Source organism: Pseudomonas brassicacearum (assembly GCF_000585995.1).
Taxonomy (GTDB): Bacteria; Pseudomonadota; Gammaproteobacteria; order Pseudomonadales; family Pseudomonadaceae; genus Aquipseudomonas; species Aquipseudomonas brassicacearum_A.
On record NZ_CP007410.1, the window covers coordinates 1,025,034 to 1,041,945 of the forward strand.

General features: G+C 61.0%; 13 protein-coding genes and 1 pseudogene. 10 read left to right on the forward strand and 4 right to left on the reverse strand.

Annotation, left to right across the window (positions count from 1 at the left end; genetic code table 11):
• Positions 1-187 precede the first annotated feature (187 nt).
• A complete protein-coding gene (locus tag CD58_RS04245; RefSeq protein ID WP_025211822.1) occupies positions 188-1,789 on the reverse strand; it encodes an ABC transporter substrate-binding protein in 1,602 nt (533 codons plus the stop codon).
• 976 nt (positions 1,790-2,765) lie between these two features.
• Here CD58_RS04245 and CD58_RS04250 point away from each other — a divergent pair.
• Complete coding sequence (locus CD58_RS04250; protein ID WP_025211823.1) at positions 2,766-3,158, forward strand: DUF6124 family protein; 393 nt, start codon at positions 2,766-2,768, stop codon at positions 3,156-3,158.
• 182 nt (positions 3,159-3,340) lie between these two features.
• On the opposite strand, the gene CD58_RS04255 is transcribed toward CD58_RS04250, so the two are convergent.
• Complete coding sequence (locus CD58_RS04255) at positions 3,341-4,057, reverse strand: SIMPL domain-containing protein (RefSeq protein WP_025211824.1); 717 nt, start codon at positions 4,055-4,057, stop codon at positions 3,341-3,343.
• A gap of 369 nt (positions 4,058-4,426) precedes the next feature.
• Here CD58_RS04255 and CD58_RS04260 point away from each other — a divergent pair, with 369 nt between their 5' ends.
• The 4 genes from CD58_RS04260 (at position 4,427) to CD58_RS04275 (ending at position 9,244) form a co-directional block, all read left to right on the forward strand.
• Positions 4,427-5,689, forward strand: coding sequence for an ATP-binding protein (locus CD58_RS04260; RefSeq protein ID WP_025211825.1), 1,263 nt, complete (start codon positions 4,427-4,429; stop codon positions 5,687-5,689).
• On the forward strand, positions 5,682-6,242 hold the full coding sequence (locus CD58_RS04265; protein WP_025211826.1) for a response regulator transcription factor: 561 nt from the start codon (positions 5,682-5,684) through the stop codon (positions 6,240-6,242). The genes CD58_RS04260 and CD58_RS04265 overlap by 8 nt, the downstream gene beginning before the upstream one ends.
• A gap of 251 nt (positions 6,243-6,493) precedes the next feature.
• Positions 6,494-8,221 (forward strand): ABC transporter ATP-binding protein/permease, encoded by a 1,728-nt coding sequence (locus CD58_RS04270; protein WP_025211827.1) that lies wholly within the window; start codon positions 6,494-6,496, stop codon positions 8,219-8,221.
• 276 nt (positions 8,222-8,497) lie between these two features.
• A complete protein-coding gene (locus tag CD58_RS04275) occupies positions 8,498-9,244 on the forward strand; it encodes a FadR/GntR family transcriptional regulator (RefSeq protein WP_025211828.1) in 747 nt (248 codons plus the stop codon).
• Between the two features lie 188 nt (positions 9,245-9,432).
• Here CD58_RS04275 and CD58_RS04280 read toward each other — a convergent pair whose 3' ends face one another.
• Positions 9,433-9,792 carry a hypothetical protein gene (locus tag CD58_RS04280; RefSeq protein ID WP_025211829.1) on the reverse strand — a complete coding sequence of 120 codons (360 nt, stop codon included), beginning with the start codon at positions 9,790-9,792 and terminating at the stop codon, positions 9,433-9,435.
• Positions 9,793-10,161: 369 nt separating this feature from the next.
• Between CD58_RS04280 and kdgD the strand changes: the two genes are divergently transcribed.
• The 4 genes from kdgD to garD all read left to right on the forward strand — a co-directional run bounded on the left by kdgD (position 10,162) and on the right by garD (position 15,665).
• Positions 10,162-11,073, forward strand: coding sequence for a 5-dehydro-4-deoxyglucarate dehydratase (gene kdgD / locus CD58_RS04285; RefSeq protein WP_025211830.1), 912 nt, complete (start codon positions 10,162-10,164; stop codon positions 11,071-11,073).
• 129 nt (positions 11,074-11,202) lie between these two features.
• Complete coding sequence (locus CD58_RS04290) at positions 11,203-12,648, forward strand: aldehyde dehydrogenase family protein (protein ID WP_025211831.1); 1,446 nt, start codon at positions 11,203-11,205, stop codon at positions 12,646-12,648.
• A gap of 85 nt (positions 12,649-12,733) precedes the next feature.
• Positions 12,734-14,098: an MFS transporter gene (locus CD58_RS04295; protein ID WP_025211832.1), complete on the forward strand. Its 1,365-nt coding sequence runs from the start codon at positions 12,734-12,736 to the stop codon at positions 14,096-14,098.
• A 13-nt stretch (positions 14,099-14,111) separates the two neighbouring features.
• Positions 14,112-15,665: a galactarate dehydratase gene (gene garD / locus CD58_RS04300; RefSeq protein WP_025211833.1), complete on the forward strand. Its 1,554-nt coding sequence runs from the start codon at positions 14,112-14,114 to the stop codon at positions 15,663-15,665.
• A gap of 28 nt (positions 15,666-15,693) precedes the next feature.
• Here the strand turns inward: garD and CD58_RS31775 are convergent.
• Positions 15,694-15,780, reverse strand: a pseudogene (locus tag CD58_RS31775) (metal ABC transporter ATP-binding protein); the annotation flags it as partial.
• A 148-nt stretch (positions 15,781-15,928) separates the two neighbouring features.
• Here CD58_RS31775 and CD58_RS04305 point away from each other — a divergent pair.
• Positions 15,929-16,870: an AEC family transporter gene (locus CD58_RS04305; protein WP_025211834.1), complete on the forward strand. Its 942-nt coding sequence runs from the start codon at positions 15,929-15,931 to the stop codon at positions 16,868-16,870.
• Positions 16,871-16,912: the final 42 nt, after the last annotated feature.

Consider the following 16,912-nt stretch of genomic DNA (forward strand, 5'->3'; position numbering starts at 1 on the left):
ATGCAGGCCCCATACCCAATGCAAGATCCAGAGCGGTCACAAGTCTGATTCAGTGGCACGAACGTACCTTAATGTCGCATCTGTATAACTTCTGACGCAGTTGACCGTTTGCGCGGGGTTTTTCGGGGCAAATTGCGCGCCCTACCGGTGCGTCGCGAGGGCCGTGACGCACCGGAATGGGCGGGTGCTACCTCTTCAAACCCACGCCGTAGAAGGGTGTAAGGCCGAACGGGCTGAGTTTGAAATCCACCACTTGCCTGTTTATCGGTTGGAAGACCGTGGAGTTGGCGATGGGCGTGATGGGCACCTGTTGCTTGAGGATCTTCTGCGCTGGTCGATACAAATCGATCCGCTGCTGGCGGTCGGTCGAGACCTTGGCCTGCTGGATCAGCTGGTCATACGCCGGGTCGCACCACTTGGCGTAGTTGCTGCCCTTGACCGCCGCGCAGCTGTACAGCACACCCAGCCAGTTGTCCGGATCGCCGTTGTCGCCGGTCCAGCCGTAAATCATTGCGTCGTGCTCGCCATTTTTTGCGCGCTTGATGTACTCGCCCCATTCATAGCTGACGATGTTGGCCTTGATCCCGATCTTGGCCCAGTCCTGCTGGATCATCTGCGCAGACATCCGCGCATTGGGGTTGGAGGCGCGCTGCACTGTCATTGCCCATAAATCGATGGTTGTACCGGGCGCCACTCCGGCCTCCTTCAGCAGCGCCTTGGCCTTGGTCACGTCATGGGGGGCGTCGTGGATGCTCGGGTCGAACGACCACTGGGCCGGTGGCAAGGCGTTTTGCGCCAGTTGTCCGGCACTTTGGTAAACGGCCTTGATGATCGCCGGTTTATCGATGGCCATGTCCAGCGCCTGGCGCACCTTGAGCTGGTCCAGGGGCGGGTGCGTGACGTTGTAGGCGAGGAAACCCAGATTGAAGCCGGGCTGCTTGAGCACCTGCAGGTTCGGGTCCTGCTCGATCAATTCGATGTCGGCCGGACGCGGGTAGCCGCTGACCTGGCATTCCCCGCGCTTGAGCTTTTGCAGGCGTACGGCGGCGTCCGGGGTGATGGAAAAAATCAGGTTGTCGAGTTTCACGTCCTCGGGTTTCCAGTACGCCGTGTTGCCGGCGTAACGGATCTGCGAGTCTTTCTGGTAGCGCTTGAACACGAACGGACCGGTACCGATGGGTTTCTGGTTGAGGTCGCCGGCCTTGCCTTCCTTCAACAATTTCGCCGCGTATTCGGCGGACTGTACCGACGCAAAACTCATCGCCAGGTTCTGCACGAAGGCGGCATCGACGTTGTTCAGGTTGAAGCGCACGGTGTGTTCGTCGACTTTTTCGACGCTTTTGATCGTGGTGTTCAGGCCCATGTCGGTGAAATACGGCGACTCGGTGGGGTAGGCCTGGCGGAACGGGTGTTGCGGGTCGAGCAGGCGCTGGAAGGTGAACAGCACGTCGTCGGCGTTGAAATCGCGGGGTGGGGTGAAGTAGTCGGTGGTGTGGAATTTCACCCCTTCACGCAGATGGAAGGTGTAGGCCAGGCCGTCGGAGGATACGTTCCAGTTCGTGGCCAACCCGGGTTCGACCTCGGTGCCGCCGCGCTTGAATTGGGTAAGGCGGTTGAAGACGGTTTCGGCCGAGGCATCGAAGTCGGTGCCGCTGGTGTATTGGCTGGGGTCGAATCCGGCGGGGCTGGCTTCGGAGCAGTAGACCAGGGTGGTGGCGGCTTGGGCCAGTGGGGCGCCGCTGATCAGGGCCAGGGTGAGCAGGAGGGGCTTGAAGGTGGTTCTGTCCATGAAATCCCTTGGGGGGTGGTGAGGTTTTCAGGAGAGTAGCGTTGCGGGTGGGGGTGTTGGAAATATCGAAAAGTGAGGGGGACCGTTGGGTTTGGGTATAGCGCTTTTCGACGAGGCGGCCTGATGGCCGACCTCTCTGCCGGGTGTACTTCGATCAAACTGTGGGAGCGAGCTTGCTCGCGATGGCGGCCTTACGGTTGATCAAGGTTTTTTTGACCGTGTACATATCTATTGCTGCGGTAACGGCCACTTAGGGTTCCGCTCTTACAGCGGCTCACTTTTGAGAAGCGCAAAAGTAAGCAAAACGCTTTTGCCCCACCACTCGGTGCCTCGCCTAGGCTCGGCATGCCCTCACTCCGGCATTGCTCCGTGGGCCCGCTGCGAAGGGCCATCCATGGCCCAGCGCAGCTATCCCGGCATCCATGCCGGGATGCCCACTGCGCAATGCCTGCGTTCGGCCAGCGTGGTTAACGGGGCGCCGAGATCAACGTCCACCGCGAGGCGGCCTTATAGCCGACCTGACTCTCACGGTCGTACTCCGATCCAATTGTGCGAGCTTGCTCGCGAAGGCGGTCTTGCAGCCGACGCCTACGCTTCGTCGAACACCAAACCCGTGGCGAGGGAGCTTGCTCCCGCTGGGGCGCGAAGCGGCCCCAAAAGCAGCGGCTCCATATATCTGACACACCGCAGTGCCTGGGTTGGGGCTGCTGTGCAGCCCAGCGGGAGCAAGCTCCCTCGCCACGGGGTTTGTGGTGGGGCGGAAGGCTGCATAAATCATTCAGGTGCGTCGGAAGGATCCGCTCTCCAGAAGGAAACATCCGACAAGTTTTTAAGGTTGTCCCTCGGAAGTGGGCTCTCTAGCCTATTGCGTGTCGCTGCGAAACAGCGGCCGGGAGTGGGAACCCGAAATTAATAGGTCGTAAGCCTCACGACCATAACGGCAAGTGATGGCTCCAATTTCATCAGGAGCATTCGCATGAACGAAGGAAAGACTGAACCGAATTTCAACAGGACAAATCCATTGGCGGATTTCGACGCCATCGAAGACCTCCTAAAAGACCGCGCCGCCGCCGAACGCGCCCTCGATCATTACCTGAATCCAAAAAAACCAGAGCCAAGCACCGATCCACGCATTGACAGCCTGTTCTCAGTCACCGCCAAAGCCGACACCGATACGCTGCTCACCAGCACTTCCGAAACCCTGGCCTCGATAAAAGCCATGGCCGAGGATCTGGCATTCGAAGTGGAGGGCACGCGCCGGAGCGTGGCGTTGGGGATTCATCAGTTGGTGGAGTTGTGCCAGTTACTGGTGGATAAGGCGTTGGATCAGATCGAGGCACCGGCCAGCTCGGCCTGCCCGCCCACTTAAGGTCGGGCCCCGTCCTGTGGCGAGGGAGCTTGCTCCCGCTGGGCTGCGCAGCAGACCCAAACCTGACACCTCGGTGTGTCAGGCAGATTGAGTCGCTGCTGTTGGGGCCGCTTCGCGGCCCAGCGGGAGCAAGCTCCCTCGCCACAGGGTTGTAGTGGGGCGGAAGGGGGGAAACTGGCGGGTTACGGCAACAACACCTCAACCACCCCATCCGCCGTCATGGTCACCTTGCTGGTACCCGCTTCCACTTCCGGCGTCACGGATTCAGCATCCATGGAAGCGCCTTTCATCATCATTTGCGGGCGCATGAAGGGTTGTGGATAACCGTTGGTGTTGAGGTTCAGGTTGACGATTTTGTAACCCTTGCCGCCCAGGGCCTCGGTGGCCAGTTGGGCGCGGGCCTTGAAGGCGTTGACCGCGTCTTTAAGCAGGGCGTCTTCGCTGCCCTGGCGGGTGGCGGTGGAGATGGCGAAGTCCATGCCGGCCATTTTCATATCGGTGAGCAACTCGCCGGTGAGTTTGGACAGGGCGGCGAAGTCCGCGCTTTCCAGGCGCAGTTCAGCACGCTCACGCCAGCCGGTGATTTTCCCGCCTTTGTTGTCGTAGATCGGGTAGCTGTTACGGCTGCCCTGGCGCAGGGTGATGTCCTTGACCTCCTTGGCCTGGCCGATGGCTTTGTTCACCGTGGTGCTGACCGCGGCGGCGAGTTTGGCCGGGTCGGTGTTTTGCTCTTCGGTGTAGAGGGTGACGATCATCAGGTCGCGGGCCACTTCCTGGCTGGCTTCGGCGCGCAGGGAAATCTGGTTGTAGTGAAGCTCGTCGGCGGCCAGGGCCGGCAGGCTGGCGACGGTGCCGAGGCTGAAGGCGAGCAGGGCGACGTGGCGACTGAACGTGTGCATGAAAGCTCCTTGGGATGAGGCGCAGGGGTGATATCCGGGCCTGCGTGAACGATAAGACTCTAGCTTTTATGGGTGGGTTCGCACAGTTACAACTTCTATACAGATTCCTGAAGCCAATGTAGAGCCCCGTGGCGAGGGAGCTTGCTCCCGCTGGGGCGCGAAGCGGCCCTAAAAGCAGCGACTCCATTCATCTGACACACGCGGCGCCGGGGTTGGGCCTGCTGCGCAGGCCAGCGGGAGCAAGCTCCCTCGCCACAAGGGGTATATGCAGCATTGAGAGCTGTGGCGCTTTGCCGCATAGCTGCCGCTGCAAGCCGCGCCTTGGTTATACTCCGTGCGATTCGCCTGGAGCGCTCATCAGGAGAGCCCATGCTCGCCCCTTTACAAATGACATCCGCCTCTCGCCAGAACCTCTGGCGCCTGACATTCATCCGCATTCTGGTCCTGGCGGCCCAGGCCGGCTCGGTGGGGCTCGCCTATTGGTTCGACCTGCTGCCGCTGCCCTGGCTGCAACTGGCGATCACGCTGGTCTGTTCCAGCGTGCTCTGCGCGCTGACGGCCGTTCGCCTGCGCACCTCGTGGCCGGTGACCGAGCTCGAATACGCCGTGCAACTGGCCTGCGACCTGTTTATCCACAGCGCGCTGCTGTATTTCTCCGGCGGCTCCACCAACCCTTTCGTGTCCTATTACCTGGTGCCGCTGACCATCGCCGCGGTGACGTTGCCGTGGCGGTTTTCGCTGATTCTTTCCGGCATCGCCCTGGCCCTGTACACCTTGCTGCTGGCGCGGTTCTACCCACTGGAAACCTTTCCCATTGCCCGTGAGAACCTGCAGATCTACGGCATGTGGCTGAGTTTTGCTCTGGCGGCGGCGGTCATCACGTTTTTTGCCGCGCGCATGGCCGAGGAGTTGCGCCGCCAGGAAGAACTGCGGGCCATCCGTCGTGAAGAGGGCCTGCGGGACGAGCAATTGCTGGCCGTGGCAACCCAGGCCGCCGGCGCCGCCCATGAATTGGGCACGCCCTTGGCGACCATGAGCGTGCTGCTCAAGGAGATGCGCCAGGATCATCACGACCCGGCGCTGCAGGACGATCTCAGCGTGTTGCAGGATCAGGTCAAGCTCTGCAAGGAAACCCTGCAGTACCTGGTGCGTGCGGCCGAGGCTAATCGCCGGCTGGACATCGACATGCAGGCGGTCACCTTCTGGCTCGACGATGCGCTGAACCGCTGGCACCTGATGCGCCCGGAAGCCAGTTACCGCTTCCAGTGCCTGGGCAAGGGCGTGGTGCCGCGTATGGCGCCCCCGCCGGACCTGACCCAGGCATTGCTGAATCTTCTGAACAACGCCGCCGACGCTTGCCCCGAAGGCCTGGAAGTGGCGCTGGACTGGAACGCCTATGAGCTGACCATCAGTATTCGCGACCACGGCGCCGGTGTACCGCTGGCGATTGCCGAGCAGATCGGCAAGCCGTTCTATACCACCAAGGGCAAAGGTTTCGGCCTGGGCCTGTTTTTGAGCAAAGCCAGCGTGACACGCGCCGGCGGCTCGGTGAAACTCTACCCCCATGAGGAAGGCGGCACGCTCACCGAGCTGCGCCTGCCCCATGCCGACCGAGGAAACGAACATGAGTGACGAGATCCAAGTCGACGGCGAAGAACTGCCGCACCTGTTGCTGGTAGATGACGACGCCACGTTTACCCGCGTCATGGCCCGGGCGATGTCCCGTCGCGGCTTTCGCGTCAGCACCGCCGGTTCCGCCGAGGAAGGCCTGGCCATCGCCCAGGCTGACCTGCCGGACTACGCCGCCCTGGATTTGAAAATGGACGGCGATTCCGGCCTGGTGCTGCTGCCCAAGCTGCTGGAGCTGGACCCGGAAATGCGCGTGGTGATTCTCACCGGTTATTCGAGCATCGCCACCGCGGTCGAAGCCATTAAACGCGGCGCCTGTAATTACCTGTGCAAACCGGCGGATGCCGATGACGTACTGGCGGCGCTGTTGTCCGAGCACGCCGACCTCGACACCCTGGTGCCGGAAAACCCCATGTCGGTGGACCGCCTGCAATGGGAACACATCCAGCGGGTGCTGACCGAGCACGAAGGCAATATCTCCGCCACCGCCCGCGCCCTGGGCATGCACCGGCGGACCTTGCAGCGCAAATTGCAGAAGCGTCCCGTGCGACGCTGAACCTGTGCTGAACAGGTGTTGTCCACCCTCGCGACACATCGGGCCGTTGCTTTATGATCGGCCCCAGCGTCATGTATCACAAATACTGTTCCTTTTTGACGGCGTCTGTTGCCGTCATGCTGCGTTGCCGCTCCTCGCCATAGCGGGCTATGACACGTCGCAGCGCCTTGCCTGACGACAACAGCCACTCATCAAAAAGAAACGTATTTGCGAAACATGACACTAGTTCTTTTCTTTATCGAGCCTTAACCATGAATCAGAACGCTGAATATTCCGCGGTCAATGACGCGGTGAGCGGGCAGTTTTTCCGCCGTGTCTGGCAAATGACCACGCCGTACTGGCGCAGTGAGGAGAAGGGCAAGGCCTGGACGTTGTTGATTGCCGTCATCGCGCTGTCGCTGTTCAGCGTGGCGATTTCGGTGTGGATCAACAGTTGGTACAAGGATTTCTACAACGCCCTGCAAGAGAAGGACAGCGCGGCGTTCTGGCAGTTGATCCTGTATTTCTGCGGCATCGCTGCGGTGGCGATCCTGGGCGCGGTGTACCGCTTGTACCTCACTCAGATGCTCACCATCCGCTGGCGGGCCTGGCTGACGGAGCAGCACTTTACCCGCTGGCTCAGTGACAAGAATTATTACCGGCTGGAGCAGGGCGGCTACACCGATAACCCGGACCAGCGGATTTCCGAAGACCTCAACAGCTTTACCACCAATACCCTGAGCTTGGGTCTGGGCCTGCTGCGCACCGTGGTCAGCCTGGTGTCGTTCTCGATCATCTTGTGGGGTGTGTCGGGCAGCATCGAAGTGTTCGGCTATACCATCCCGGGCTACATGTTCTGGTGTGCCTTGGTGTACGCGGCGGTGGGCAGTTGGCTGACGCATCTGATCGGCCGCCGCCTGATCGGCCTGAACAACAACCAGCAACGCTTCGAAGCCGACCTGCGTTTTTCCATGGTCCGGGTGCGTGAGAACGCCGAGAGTATTGCGCTGTACAACGGCGAGCCTAATGAGAACCGCCGCCTGAGCGGGCGGTTCGGCCTGGTCTGGCATAACTTCTGGGACATCATGCGGGTGTCCAAGCGCCTGACGTTCTTCACCTCCGGTTATGGTCAGATCGCGATCATCTTCCCGTTCATCGTTGCTGCGCCGCGCTACTTCGCTGGCAAGATCCAACTGGGCGAGCTCATGCAGATCAACTCGGCGTTCGGCAACGTGCAGGAGAACTTCAGCTGGTTCATCAGTGCCTACTCCGACCTCGCCGCGTGGCGCGCCACCTGTGATCGTCTGCTGAGTTTCCGCCAGGCCATGAGCGACAATGAAGGCCGCGTGCCGGCCATCGATGTGCAAAACCAGGGCAACGCCTTGGAGGTGCACAACCTGGGGCTGGACCTGGCCGACGGGCGCCATTTGCTCAGCAGCGCCGACATGACTGTTGAATCCGGCGAGCGGGTGATGCTCAGCGGTCGTTCAGGCAGTGGCAAATCAACCCTGTTTCGAGCGATGGGGCATTTGTGGCCCGCGGGGCACGGCGCGATCCGGCTGCCGGCCGCGCGTTATCTGTTCCTGCCGCAGAAACCTTATCTGCCGATTGGCAGCCTGCGCGAAGTGCTGAGTTATCCACAGCCCGGCGATGTCTACCCCAACGAACGTTATGCACAGGTGCTGGAAACCTGCCGCCTGCCGCACCTGATCGCGCGGCTGGATGAAAGCAACCACTGGCAGCGCATGCTCTCGCCCGGCGAGCAACAGCGCCTGGCCTTTGCCCGCGCGTTGCTTTATGCACCGCAATGGTTGTACATGGATGAAGCCACATCGGCGATGGATGAAGAAGACGAGGCAACGCTGTATCAGGCGCTGATCGACCAGTTGCCGGGCCTGAGCATCGTCAGCGTTGGCCACCGAAGCAGTTTGAAACGTTTCCACCCGCGACATGTACGTATCGAAAATGGCCAACTGGTGGAGCGCACCGTGACAGCATAAACACTCAAAACCTGTGGGAGCGAGCTTGCTCGCGATAGCGATGTATCAGTTGGTGTTGATGTGGCTGACCCTCCGCCATCGCGAGCAAGCTCGCTTCCACAAGGGTTTGTGGTGAATCGGATGTTCATGTCTACAACCGATCCAATGTGGGAGCGAGCTTGCTCGAGATGAAGGCGACTCGGTCTCAGCACCCGACTCGCCACTGCATCCACGGTGATCGTACAACCACGTTGCGCTATGATGATGCCATTCAGCCGCTTGCCGAGACACTGACACATGGAAACTCCGATCGACATACCCCGCCTTCCCCGCAAGCGCCGCAGCCTGGCGCAGGAGCTGGTGACGGTGCTGACCGAGCAGATTCGCGACGGTCTGCTCAAGCGCGGCGATAAATTGCCCACCGAGTCGGCGATCATGGAAGCCCATGGCGTCAGCCGCACCGTAGTGCGCGAGGCGATTTCCCGCTTGCAGGCGGCCGGCCAGGTGGAAACCCGCCACGGCATCGGCACTTTCGTGCTGGATCCGCCCAGCCCGAGCGGCTTTCGCATCGACCCGGCCACGGTGGTCACGTTGCGGGACGTGCTGGCGATCCTGGAATTGCGCATCAGCCTGGAAGTGGAATCCGCCGGGCTGGCGGCACAGCGCCGCAGCGCCGAGCAGTTGGCCACGATGCGCGCCGCCCTCGACGCATTGAACGAGAGCGCGGCCCATGCCACCGACGCGGTGGCCTCGGACTTCGCCTTCCACCTGGAAATCGCCCTGTCCACCGGCAACCGCTATTTCACCGACATCATGACCCACCTGGGCACCAGCATCATCCCGCGCACCCGGGTGAACTCGGCGCGCCTGGCCCATGATGACCATCAGCACTACATGAACCGCCTGAGTCGCGAGCACGAAGAAATCTACGAAGCCATCGCCCGCCAGGACTCCGATGCGGCCCGTGCCGCCATGCGCCTGCACTTGACCAACAGCCGTGAGCGGCTGCGCCAGGCTCATGAAGAGGCGCAGGCGCAGGGTTGAAGCGGCTTCGCTGCTAGAGTGACAAGGATGCTTTGTGGCGAGGGAGCTTGCTCCCGCTGGGCTGCGAAGCGGCCCCGTTTTTTGAGTGAGTGCTTCGCACTCAAGCGGGAGCAAGCTCCCTCGCCACATGGGAGTGGTGTCCGGTTTTCTATCGGTGCGCCTGTCTACCAAATAGCAGGCACGCCGTCCTACGCGCTGATCCGCAACATTTGCGGCTCGGATATATCGCTGTCCCTGCCGCTCTCGTAACTAACCTCGTAACAAAGCTCGACCAATTGGCCGACGTAAGCTGTCAAGTCGGCATTGGTTAGCGTCACTGTCACACCCTTGCGTGGCGTACCTTCCTCGCCTTCGGTCAGCGATGTAAACGCGCCTACCGAAGTGGGAGGCATCGAGCCGACGCCCACAGTCAGTTGGGCGTTCGAGTACTGGTGGAAAGCTGCATCCGGAATTTTCACGGTTAACGTCTTTGTCTTTGACAAGCTGACCGTGACTTCCCCGGTGGCCGGAAAATCCTTGAGCGTCGGTTTCGCATACGTCTTCACCATGATGTCACTCCTTGTGAGGTGGCCCTGATCGTTGCGTAAGGGCGACTCACTTTAAAGATTTCGGAAAAGGACCACGGCCGGCGCCGCACGGCCACACTGCCGTTATGCCTCCTTCCCGTAACGTCGCCTACTGACAGAGTTGACAGTCGCGATGAGCGGTCCGGGGTACTCGATCGCAAGTTTCAATGGCTTCCCAATCCGCCAAGTGGCCTGATTTACAAGGCTTTGCGACCACCCCTCCATGCCCCCACACCGCACAAAAGACGAAATGCAGTTGACGTGTGTATTTTAAGTTGTACGATGACCTACAACTTCTGGCCGAAGCTTAACCTTTCATACACATCATTTGCGTACCAGGGTGTTCGAATAATGAATCCACAAGAACTGAAGTCCATCCTCTCGTCTGGCCTGCTGTCGTTCCCGGTCACCGATTTCACTGCCCAAGGCGATTTCAATCGCGCCAGCTACATCAAGCGCCTCGAGTGGCTGGCCCCGTATGGCGCCTCTGCACTGTTCGCGGCGGGCGGCACCGGTGAATTCTTCTCCCTGGCGGCCAGCGAGTATTCGCAAGTCATCAAGACCGCTGTCGATACCTGCGCCACCAGCGTGCCAATCCTCGCCGGTGTTGGCGGCGCCACCCGCCAGGCCATCGAATACGCTCAAGAAGCCGAGCGCCTGGGCGCCAAGGGTCTGCTGCTGCTGCCGCACTACCTGACCGAAGCCAGCCAGGACGGTGTTGCCGCCCACGTTGAAGCCGTGTGCAAGTCGGTGAAGATTGGCGTGGTGGTGTACAACCGCAACGTCTGCCGCCTGAACGCCACTCAGCTGGAACAACTGGCCGAGCGCTGCCCGAACCTGATCGGCTACAAGGATGGCCTGGGCGACATCGAACTGATGGTGTCGATCCGTCGTCGCCTCGGCGATCGTTTCAGCTACCTGGGCGGCTTGCCGACCGCTGAAGTCTACGCCGCGGCCTACAAGGCCCTGGGCGTGCCGGTCTACTCCTCGGCGGTGTTCAACTTCATCCCGAAAACCGCGATGGATTTCTACCACGCCATTGCCCGCGACGATCACGAAACCGTCGGCAAGATCATCGACGACTTCTTCCTGCCTTACCTGGACATCCGCAACCGCAAGGCCGGTTACGCCGTGAGCATCGTCAAGGCGGGCGCGAAGATCGTTGGCTATGACGCAGGTCCTGTGCGCACGCCGCTGACCGATTTGCTGCCAGAGGAATACGAAGCCCTGGCCGCGCTGATCGACAAGCAAGGCAAGCAATAACAGACCCGACAAGGCCGCTGAGTAATCAGCGGCTTTTTGCGTAAGGCTTGATCGTTCCCATGCTCTGCGTGGGAATGCAGCCAGGGACGCTTGGCGTTCCTAGACAGCTTTTGTAGAAGGAGTAGCTCCGTGGCAGATGCAAAGCGTTTCGATAACTACATCAACGGTCAGTGGGTGGCCGGTGCCGACTATTGCACCAACATCAACCCGTCTGACCTGTCCGATGTCATCGGTGAATACGCCAAGGCTGACGCAGCGCAAGTCAATGCCGCCATCGAAGCCGCCCGCGCCGCATTCCCGGCCTGGTCGACCTCGGGCATTCAGGCCCGTCACGATTCGCTGGACAAAGTCGGCAGCGAGATCCTCGCCCGCCGTGAAGAACTCGGCCAATTGCTGGCGCGGGAAGAGGGCAAGACCCTGCCCGAAGCCATCGGCGAAGTGACCCGCGCCGGTAACATTTTCAAGTTCTTCGCCGGTGAGTGCCTGCGCCTGTCCGGCGATTACGTGCCGTCGGTGCGTCCGGGCGTCAACGTCGAAGTCACCCGCGAAGCCCTGGGTGTGGTCGGCCTGATCACCCCGTGGAACTTCCCGATCGCCATCCCCGCCTGGAAAATCGCCCCGGCCCTGGCCTATGGCAACTGCGTGGTGATCAAGCCCGCCGAGCTGGTGCCGGGTTGTGCCTGGGCCCTGGCGGAAATCATTTCCCGCGCCGGTTTCCCGGCTGGTGCGTTCAACCTGGTGATGGGCAGCGGCCGTGTGGTCGGTGAAGTCCTGGTCAACAGCCCGAAAGTCGACGGCATCAGCTTCACCGGTTCCGTGGGCGTGGGCCGCCAGATCGCCGTCAACTGTGTGTCGCGCCAGGCCAAGGTGCAACTGGAGATGGGCGGCAAGAACCCGCAGATCATCCTCGACGATGCCGATCTCAAGCAGGCCGTCGAACTGGCCGTGCAGAGTGCGTTCTACTCCACCGGCCAGCGTTGCACGGCCTCGAGCCGACTGATCGTCACCGCTGGCATTCACGACAAGTTTGTCGAGGCCATGGCTGAGCGCATGCAGTCGATCAAGGTCGGTCATGCCTTGAAGTCCGGCACTGATATCGGCCCGGTGGTTTCCGAAGCCCAGCTCAGCCAGGACTTGAAGTACATCGACATTGGCCAGAGCGAAGGTGCACGGCTGGTGAGCGGTGGTGGCTTGGTGACGTGCGATACCGAAGGTTACTTCCTGGCGCCGACCCTGTTCGCCGACAGCGAAGCGTCGATGCGCATCAGCCGCGAAGAGATCTTCGGCCCGGTGGCCAACGTCGTGCGCGTGGCTGATTACGAAGCGGCGCTGGCGATGGCCAACGACACTGAATTCGGTCTGTCCGCCGGTATCGCCACCACATCGCTGAAGTATGCCAACCACTTCAAGCGCCATTCCCAGGCGGGCATGGTGATGGTCAACCTGCCGACCGCCGGCGTGGATTACCACGTGCCGTTCGGCGGGCGCAAAGGTTCGTCCTATGGTTCGCGTGAGCAAGGTCGCTACGCGCAAGAGTTCTACACCGTGGTTAAAACTTCTTACATCGGCTCGTAAGTGCGACACCGCCAGGGCCGGTGATCCAGCCCTGGCGTCACAATCTGCTGACCCGCATAAAAATAAATAGTGGGAGTACCTCTACATGCAAGCGACCAAGCCGACACACGTCCGCTATTTGATCCTGCTCATGCTGTTTCTGGTGACGACGATCAACTATGCCGACCGTGCCACCATCGCTATCGCAGGCTCCAGCCTGCAGAAAGACCTCGGCATCGATGCCGTTACCCTCGGTTATATCTTCTCCGCTTTCGGCTGGGCCTACGTGGCCGGGCAGATTCCTGGCGGCTGGCTGCTCGACCGTTTCGGGTCGAAGAAAATCTATGCCTTGAGCATTTTCACCTGGTCGCTGTTCACCGTGCTGCAAGGCTATGTCGGTGAGTTCGGCCTGTCCACGGCCGTGGTTGCGCTGTTCATGCTGCGCTTTATGGTCGGGCTGGCCGAAGCGCCGTCCTTCCCGGGCAACGCACGGATCGTCGCCGCCTGGTTCCCCACCGCTGAACGCGGCACCGCCTCGGCGATCTTCAACTCGGCGCAGTACTTCGCCACGGTGCTGTTCGCGCCGCTGATGGGTTGGATCGTCTACCGCTTCGGCTGGCAGCATGTGTTCATCGTGATGGGCGTGATCGGCATCGTGTTCTCGCTGATCTGGTTGAAAGTGATCCACAGTCCGCGCCAGCACCCGATGATCAACGAAGCCGAGTTCAATCACATCGCCGCCAACGGCGCGATGGTCGACATGGACCAGGACAAGGGCAAGGACAAGAAAGCCGATGGTCCGAAGTGGGATTACATCCGCCAACTGCTGACCAACCGCATGATGCTCGGCGTTTACCTGGGTCAATACTGCATCAACGGCATCACTTACTTCTTCCTGACCTGGTTCCCGGTGTACCTGGTGCAGGAACGCGGCATGACCATCCTCAAGGCTGGTTTCATCGCGTCCTTGCCGGCGATCTGCGGTTTTATCGGTGGCGTCCTGGGCGGGGTGATTTCCGACTACCTGCTGCGCAAGGGCCACTCGCTGACCTTCGCTCGCAAAGCGCCGATCATCGCCGGCCTGCTGGTGTCCAGCAGCATCGTGGCCTGCAACTACGTGGACATCGAATGGATGGTGGTGGGCTTCATGGCCCTGGCCTTCTTCGGTAAAGGCGTGGGCGCACTGGGCTGGGCCGTGGTGTCCGACACCTCGCCAAAACAGATCGCCGGTTTGAGCGGTGGCTTGTTCAACACCTTTGGTAACCTGGCGTCGATCACGACGCCGATCGTCATCGGCTACATCATCAGCGCCACCGGTTCGTTCAAGTGGGCACTGGTGTTCGTCGGGTGCAACGCGTTGGTGGCGGTGTTCAGCTACCTGGTCATCGTTGGGCCGATCAAGCGTGTGGTACTCAAGGAACCGACGGCCAAGGATGCCGGCATCTCCAGTCTGTCTGAAGCGAAATCCTGAAGGAGCGGCGTCAATGCAACTGATTGAACATGCCGATTCGCCGCGTTACATCCGCCTGCACGAGCGGGACAATGTGGTGATCGTCGTCAATGACCAAGGCGTACCGGCCGGGACCGAGTTCCCGGACGGCCTGGTTACCGTGGACTTTGTACCCCAGAGCCACAAGGTCACCCTGGAAGATATTCCCGAGGGCGGCGAGGTGATTCGCTACGGCCAGGTCATTGGCTATGCGTTGCAACCGATCCCCCGTGGCAGTTGGGTCAAGGAAGACCAGCTGCGCATGCCCACCGCGCCGCCGCTGGACAGCTTGCCGCTGTCTACCGATGTGCCGGTGGCCGATGCGCCGCTGGAGGGCTACACCTTCGAGGGCTATCGCAACGCCGACGGCACCGTCGGTACGCGCAATATCCTCGGTATCACCACCACGGTGCAGTGCGTGACCGGGGTACTGGACCACGCGGTCAAGCGCATCAAGGATGAATTGCTGCCCAAGTACCCGAACGTCGATGACGTGGTGGCGCTGACCCACAGCTACGGCTGTGGTGTGGCGATCACCGCCACCGATGCGTACATCCCGATTCGCACCGTGCGCAACCTGGCGCGCAATCCGAACCTGGGTGGCGAAGCGTTGGTGATCAGCCTGGGCTGCGAGAAATTGCAGGCCGGGCAGGTGATGCACGAAAACGACAGTTCGGTGGACCTCAGCGAACCGTGGTTGTATCGCTTGCAGGATTCCAGTCACGGCTTCACCGAAATGATCGAACAGATCATGGAACTGGCCGAGACCCGCCTGAAGAAACTCGACCAGCGCCGCCGCGAAACCGTACCCGCGTCGGAACTGATCCTGGGCATGCAGTGCGGCGGCAGTGATGCGTTCTCCGGCATCACCGCCAACCCGGCGCTGGGCTACGCCTCGGACCTGTTGCTGCGGGCGGGGGCGACGGTGATGTTTTCCGAAGTCACCGAAGTGCGCGATGCGATTTACCTGCTGACCTCCCGGGCGCAAACCCAGGAAGTCGCCCAGGAACTGGTGCGCGAAATGGACTGGTACGACCGTTACCTGGCCAAGGGCGAAGCCGATCGCAGTGCCAACACCACGCCGGGCAACAAGAAGGGCGGCTTGTCGAACATCGTCGAAAAATCCCTGGGCTCGATCGTCAAGTCCGGCAGCAGCGCGATCAATGGCGTGCTCGGCCCGGGCGAGCGCTTCAAGCAAAAGGGCTTGATCTTCTGCGCCACACCGGCCAGCGATTTCGTCTGCGGCACCTTGCAACTGGCGGCGGGGATGAACCTTCACGTCTTCACCACCGGCCGGGGTACGCCGTACGGCTTGGCCATGGCCCCGGTGGTGAAGGTCTCGACCCGCACCGAACTGGCCCAGCGCTGGCCGGACCTGATCGACATCGACGCCGGCCGCATCGCCACCGGACGGGCAACCATCGAGGAGCTGGGCTGGGAGCTGTTCCACTACTACCTGGACGTGGCCAGCGGCAAGAAGCAGACCTGGGCCGAGCGGCACAAGCTGTACAACGACATCACGTTGTTCAACCCGGCGCCGATTACCTGATGATTTCGTGATCGTTGGAGACCCAGTGTGGGAGCGGGCTTGCTCGCGAATGCGGTGGTTCAGCTAGCATTGATGTTGGATGAGCCGACGCCTTCGCGAGCAAGCCCGCTCCCACAGGGGATGTGGGGGTGAATGTGGATTTTTGCGTTCACCAAAGAACAAATGTAGGAGCGAGCCTGCTCGCGATAGCACTTCACCAGACGCCAATGTCGCGAGTGGCTTATCATTAGCCACCTAACGACATCCCTCTCAAGGTCCCCGGCATGCTGGCAATTTTCCTCGAAACCCTGAACATCACCGCGCCGGTGTTTGCCATGCTGTTTCTGGGGGTGTTGCTCAAGCGCATCTATTGGATCAACGACAACTTCATCCACATCGCCTCGTCCCTGGTGTTCAACGTCACCATGCCGGCGCTGCTGTTCCTCGGCATCCTCCATGCCGACCTGCATGCGGCGTTGCAGCCAGACCTGCTGATCTACTTCTCCATCGCCACTCTGGTGAGTTTTTCCATGGCCTGGGGCTGGTCGATCTGGCGTTGCCCGCGGGAGGATCGCGGCATCTATACCCAGGGTGCGTTTCGCGGCAACAACGGCGTGATTGGCCTGGCGTTGGCGGCGAGTATGTACGGCGACTACGGGATTTCCCTGGGGGCGATCCTCGCGGCGCTGGTGATCCTGTTCTACAACACCTTGTCGACCATCGTGCTGGCGGTCTACAGCCCGGTGATCAAGTCCGATCCGTGGAGCATCTGCAAAAGCGTGGTCAGCAACCCGCTGATCATCAGCGTGATCGTCGCCGCGCCGTTCGCCTATTGGCAGATCGGCCTGCCGAACTGGTTCGAGACCTCGGCCAAATACCTGTCGCAAATGACCTTGCCCCTGGCGCTGATCTGCATCGGCGGCACGCTGTCGCTGGCGGCGTTGCGCAAGAGCGGCAAGATGGCCCTGAGTTCGAGCCTGGTGAAAATGGTCGGCCTGCCGCTGCTGACCACCCTCGGTGCCTGGCTCTGGGGCTTTCGCGGTGCGGAGTTGGGCATCCTGTTCCTGTACTTCGGCAGCCCCACCGCCGCCGCCAGTTACGTCATGGCCCGGGCGGCCGATGGCAACCATGAACTGGCCGCGGCGATCATCGTCATCACCACGTTGATGGCGGCGATTACCACCAACCTGGGGATTTTTGTGTTGCAGTGGGGTGGGTGGATCTAGACTTGGGCTTGTGGTGTTCTTGAGGTCCAATCGCGAGCAAGC

Excerpts from the sequence above, each read along its gene's own strand:
- CD58_RS04245 (WP_025211822.1), bottom strand. The coding sequence starts at position 1,789 with ATGGACAGAACCACCTTCAAGCCCCTCCTGCTCACCCTGGCCCTGATC.
- CD58_RS04250 (WP_025211823.1), top strand. The coding sequence starts at position 2,766 with ATGAACGAAGGAAAGACTGAACCGAATTTCAACAGGACAAATCCATTG.
- CD58_RS04255 (WP_025211824.1), bottom strand. The coding sequence starts at position 4,057 with ATGCACACGTTCAGTCGCCACGTCGCCCTGCTCGCCTTCAGCCTCGGC.
- CD58_RS04260 (WP_025211825.1), top strand. The coding sequence starts at position 4,427 with ATGCTCGCCCCTTTACAAATGACATCCGCCTCTCGCCAGAACCTCTGG.
- CD58_RS04265 (WP_025211826.1), top strand. The coding sequence starts at position 5,682 with ATGAGTGACGAGATCCAAGTCGACGGCGAAGAACTGCCGCACCTGTTG.
- CD58_RS04270 (WP_025211827.1), top strand. The coding sequence starts at position 6,494 with ATGAATCAGAACGCTGAATATTCCGCGGTCAATGACGCGGTGAGCGGG.
- CD58_RS04275 (WP_025211828.1), top strand. The coding sequence starts at position 8,498 with ATGGAAACTCCGATCGACATACCCCGCCTTCCCCGCAAGCGCCGCAGC.
- CD58_RS04280 (WP_025211829.1), bottom strand. The coding sequence starts at position 9,792 with ATGGTGAAGACGTATGCGAAACCGACGCTCAAGGATTTTCCGGCCACC.
- kdgD (WP_025211830.1), top strand. The coding sequence starts at position 10,162 with ATGAATCCACAAGAACTGAAGTCCATCCTCTCGTCTGGCCTGCTGTCG.
- CD58_RS04295 (WP_025211832.1), top strand. The coding sequence starts at position 12,734 with ATGCAAGCGACCAAGCCGACACACGTCCGCTATTTGATCCTGCTCATG.
- garD (WP_025211833.1), top strand. The coding sequence starts at position 14,112 with ATGCAACTGATTGAACATGCCGATTCGCCGCGTTACATCCGCCTGCAC.
- CD58_RS04305 (WP_025211834.1), top strand. The coding sequence starts at position 15,929 with ATGCTGGCAATTTTCCTCGAAACCCTGAACATCACCGCGCCGGTGTTT.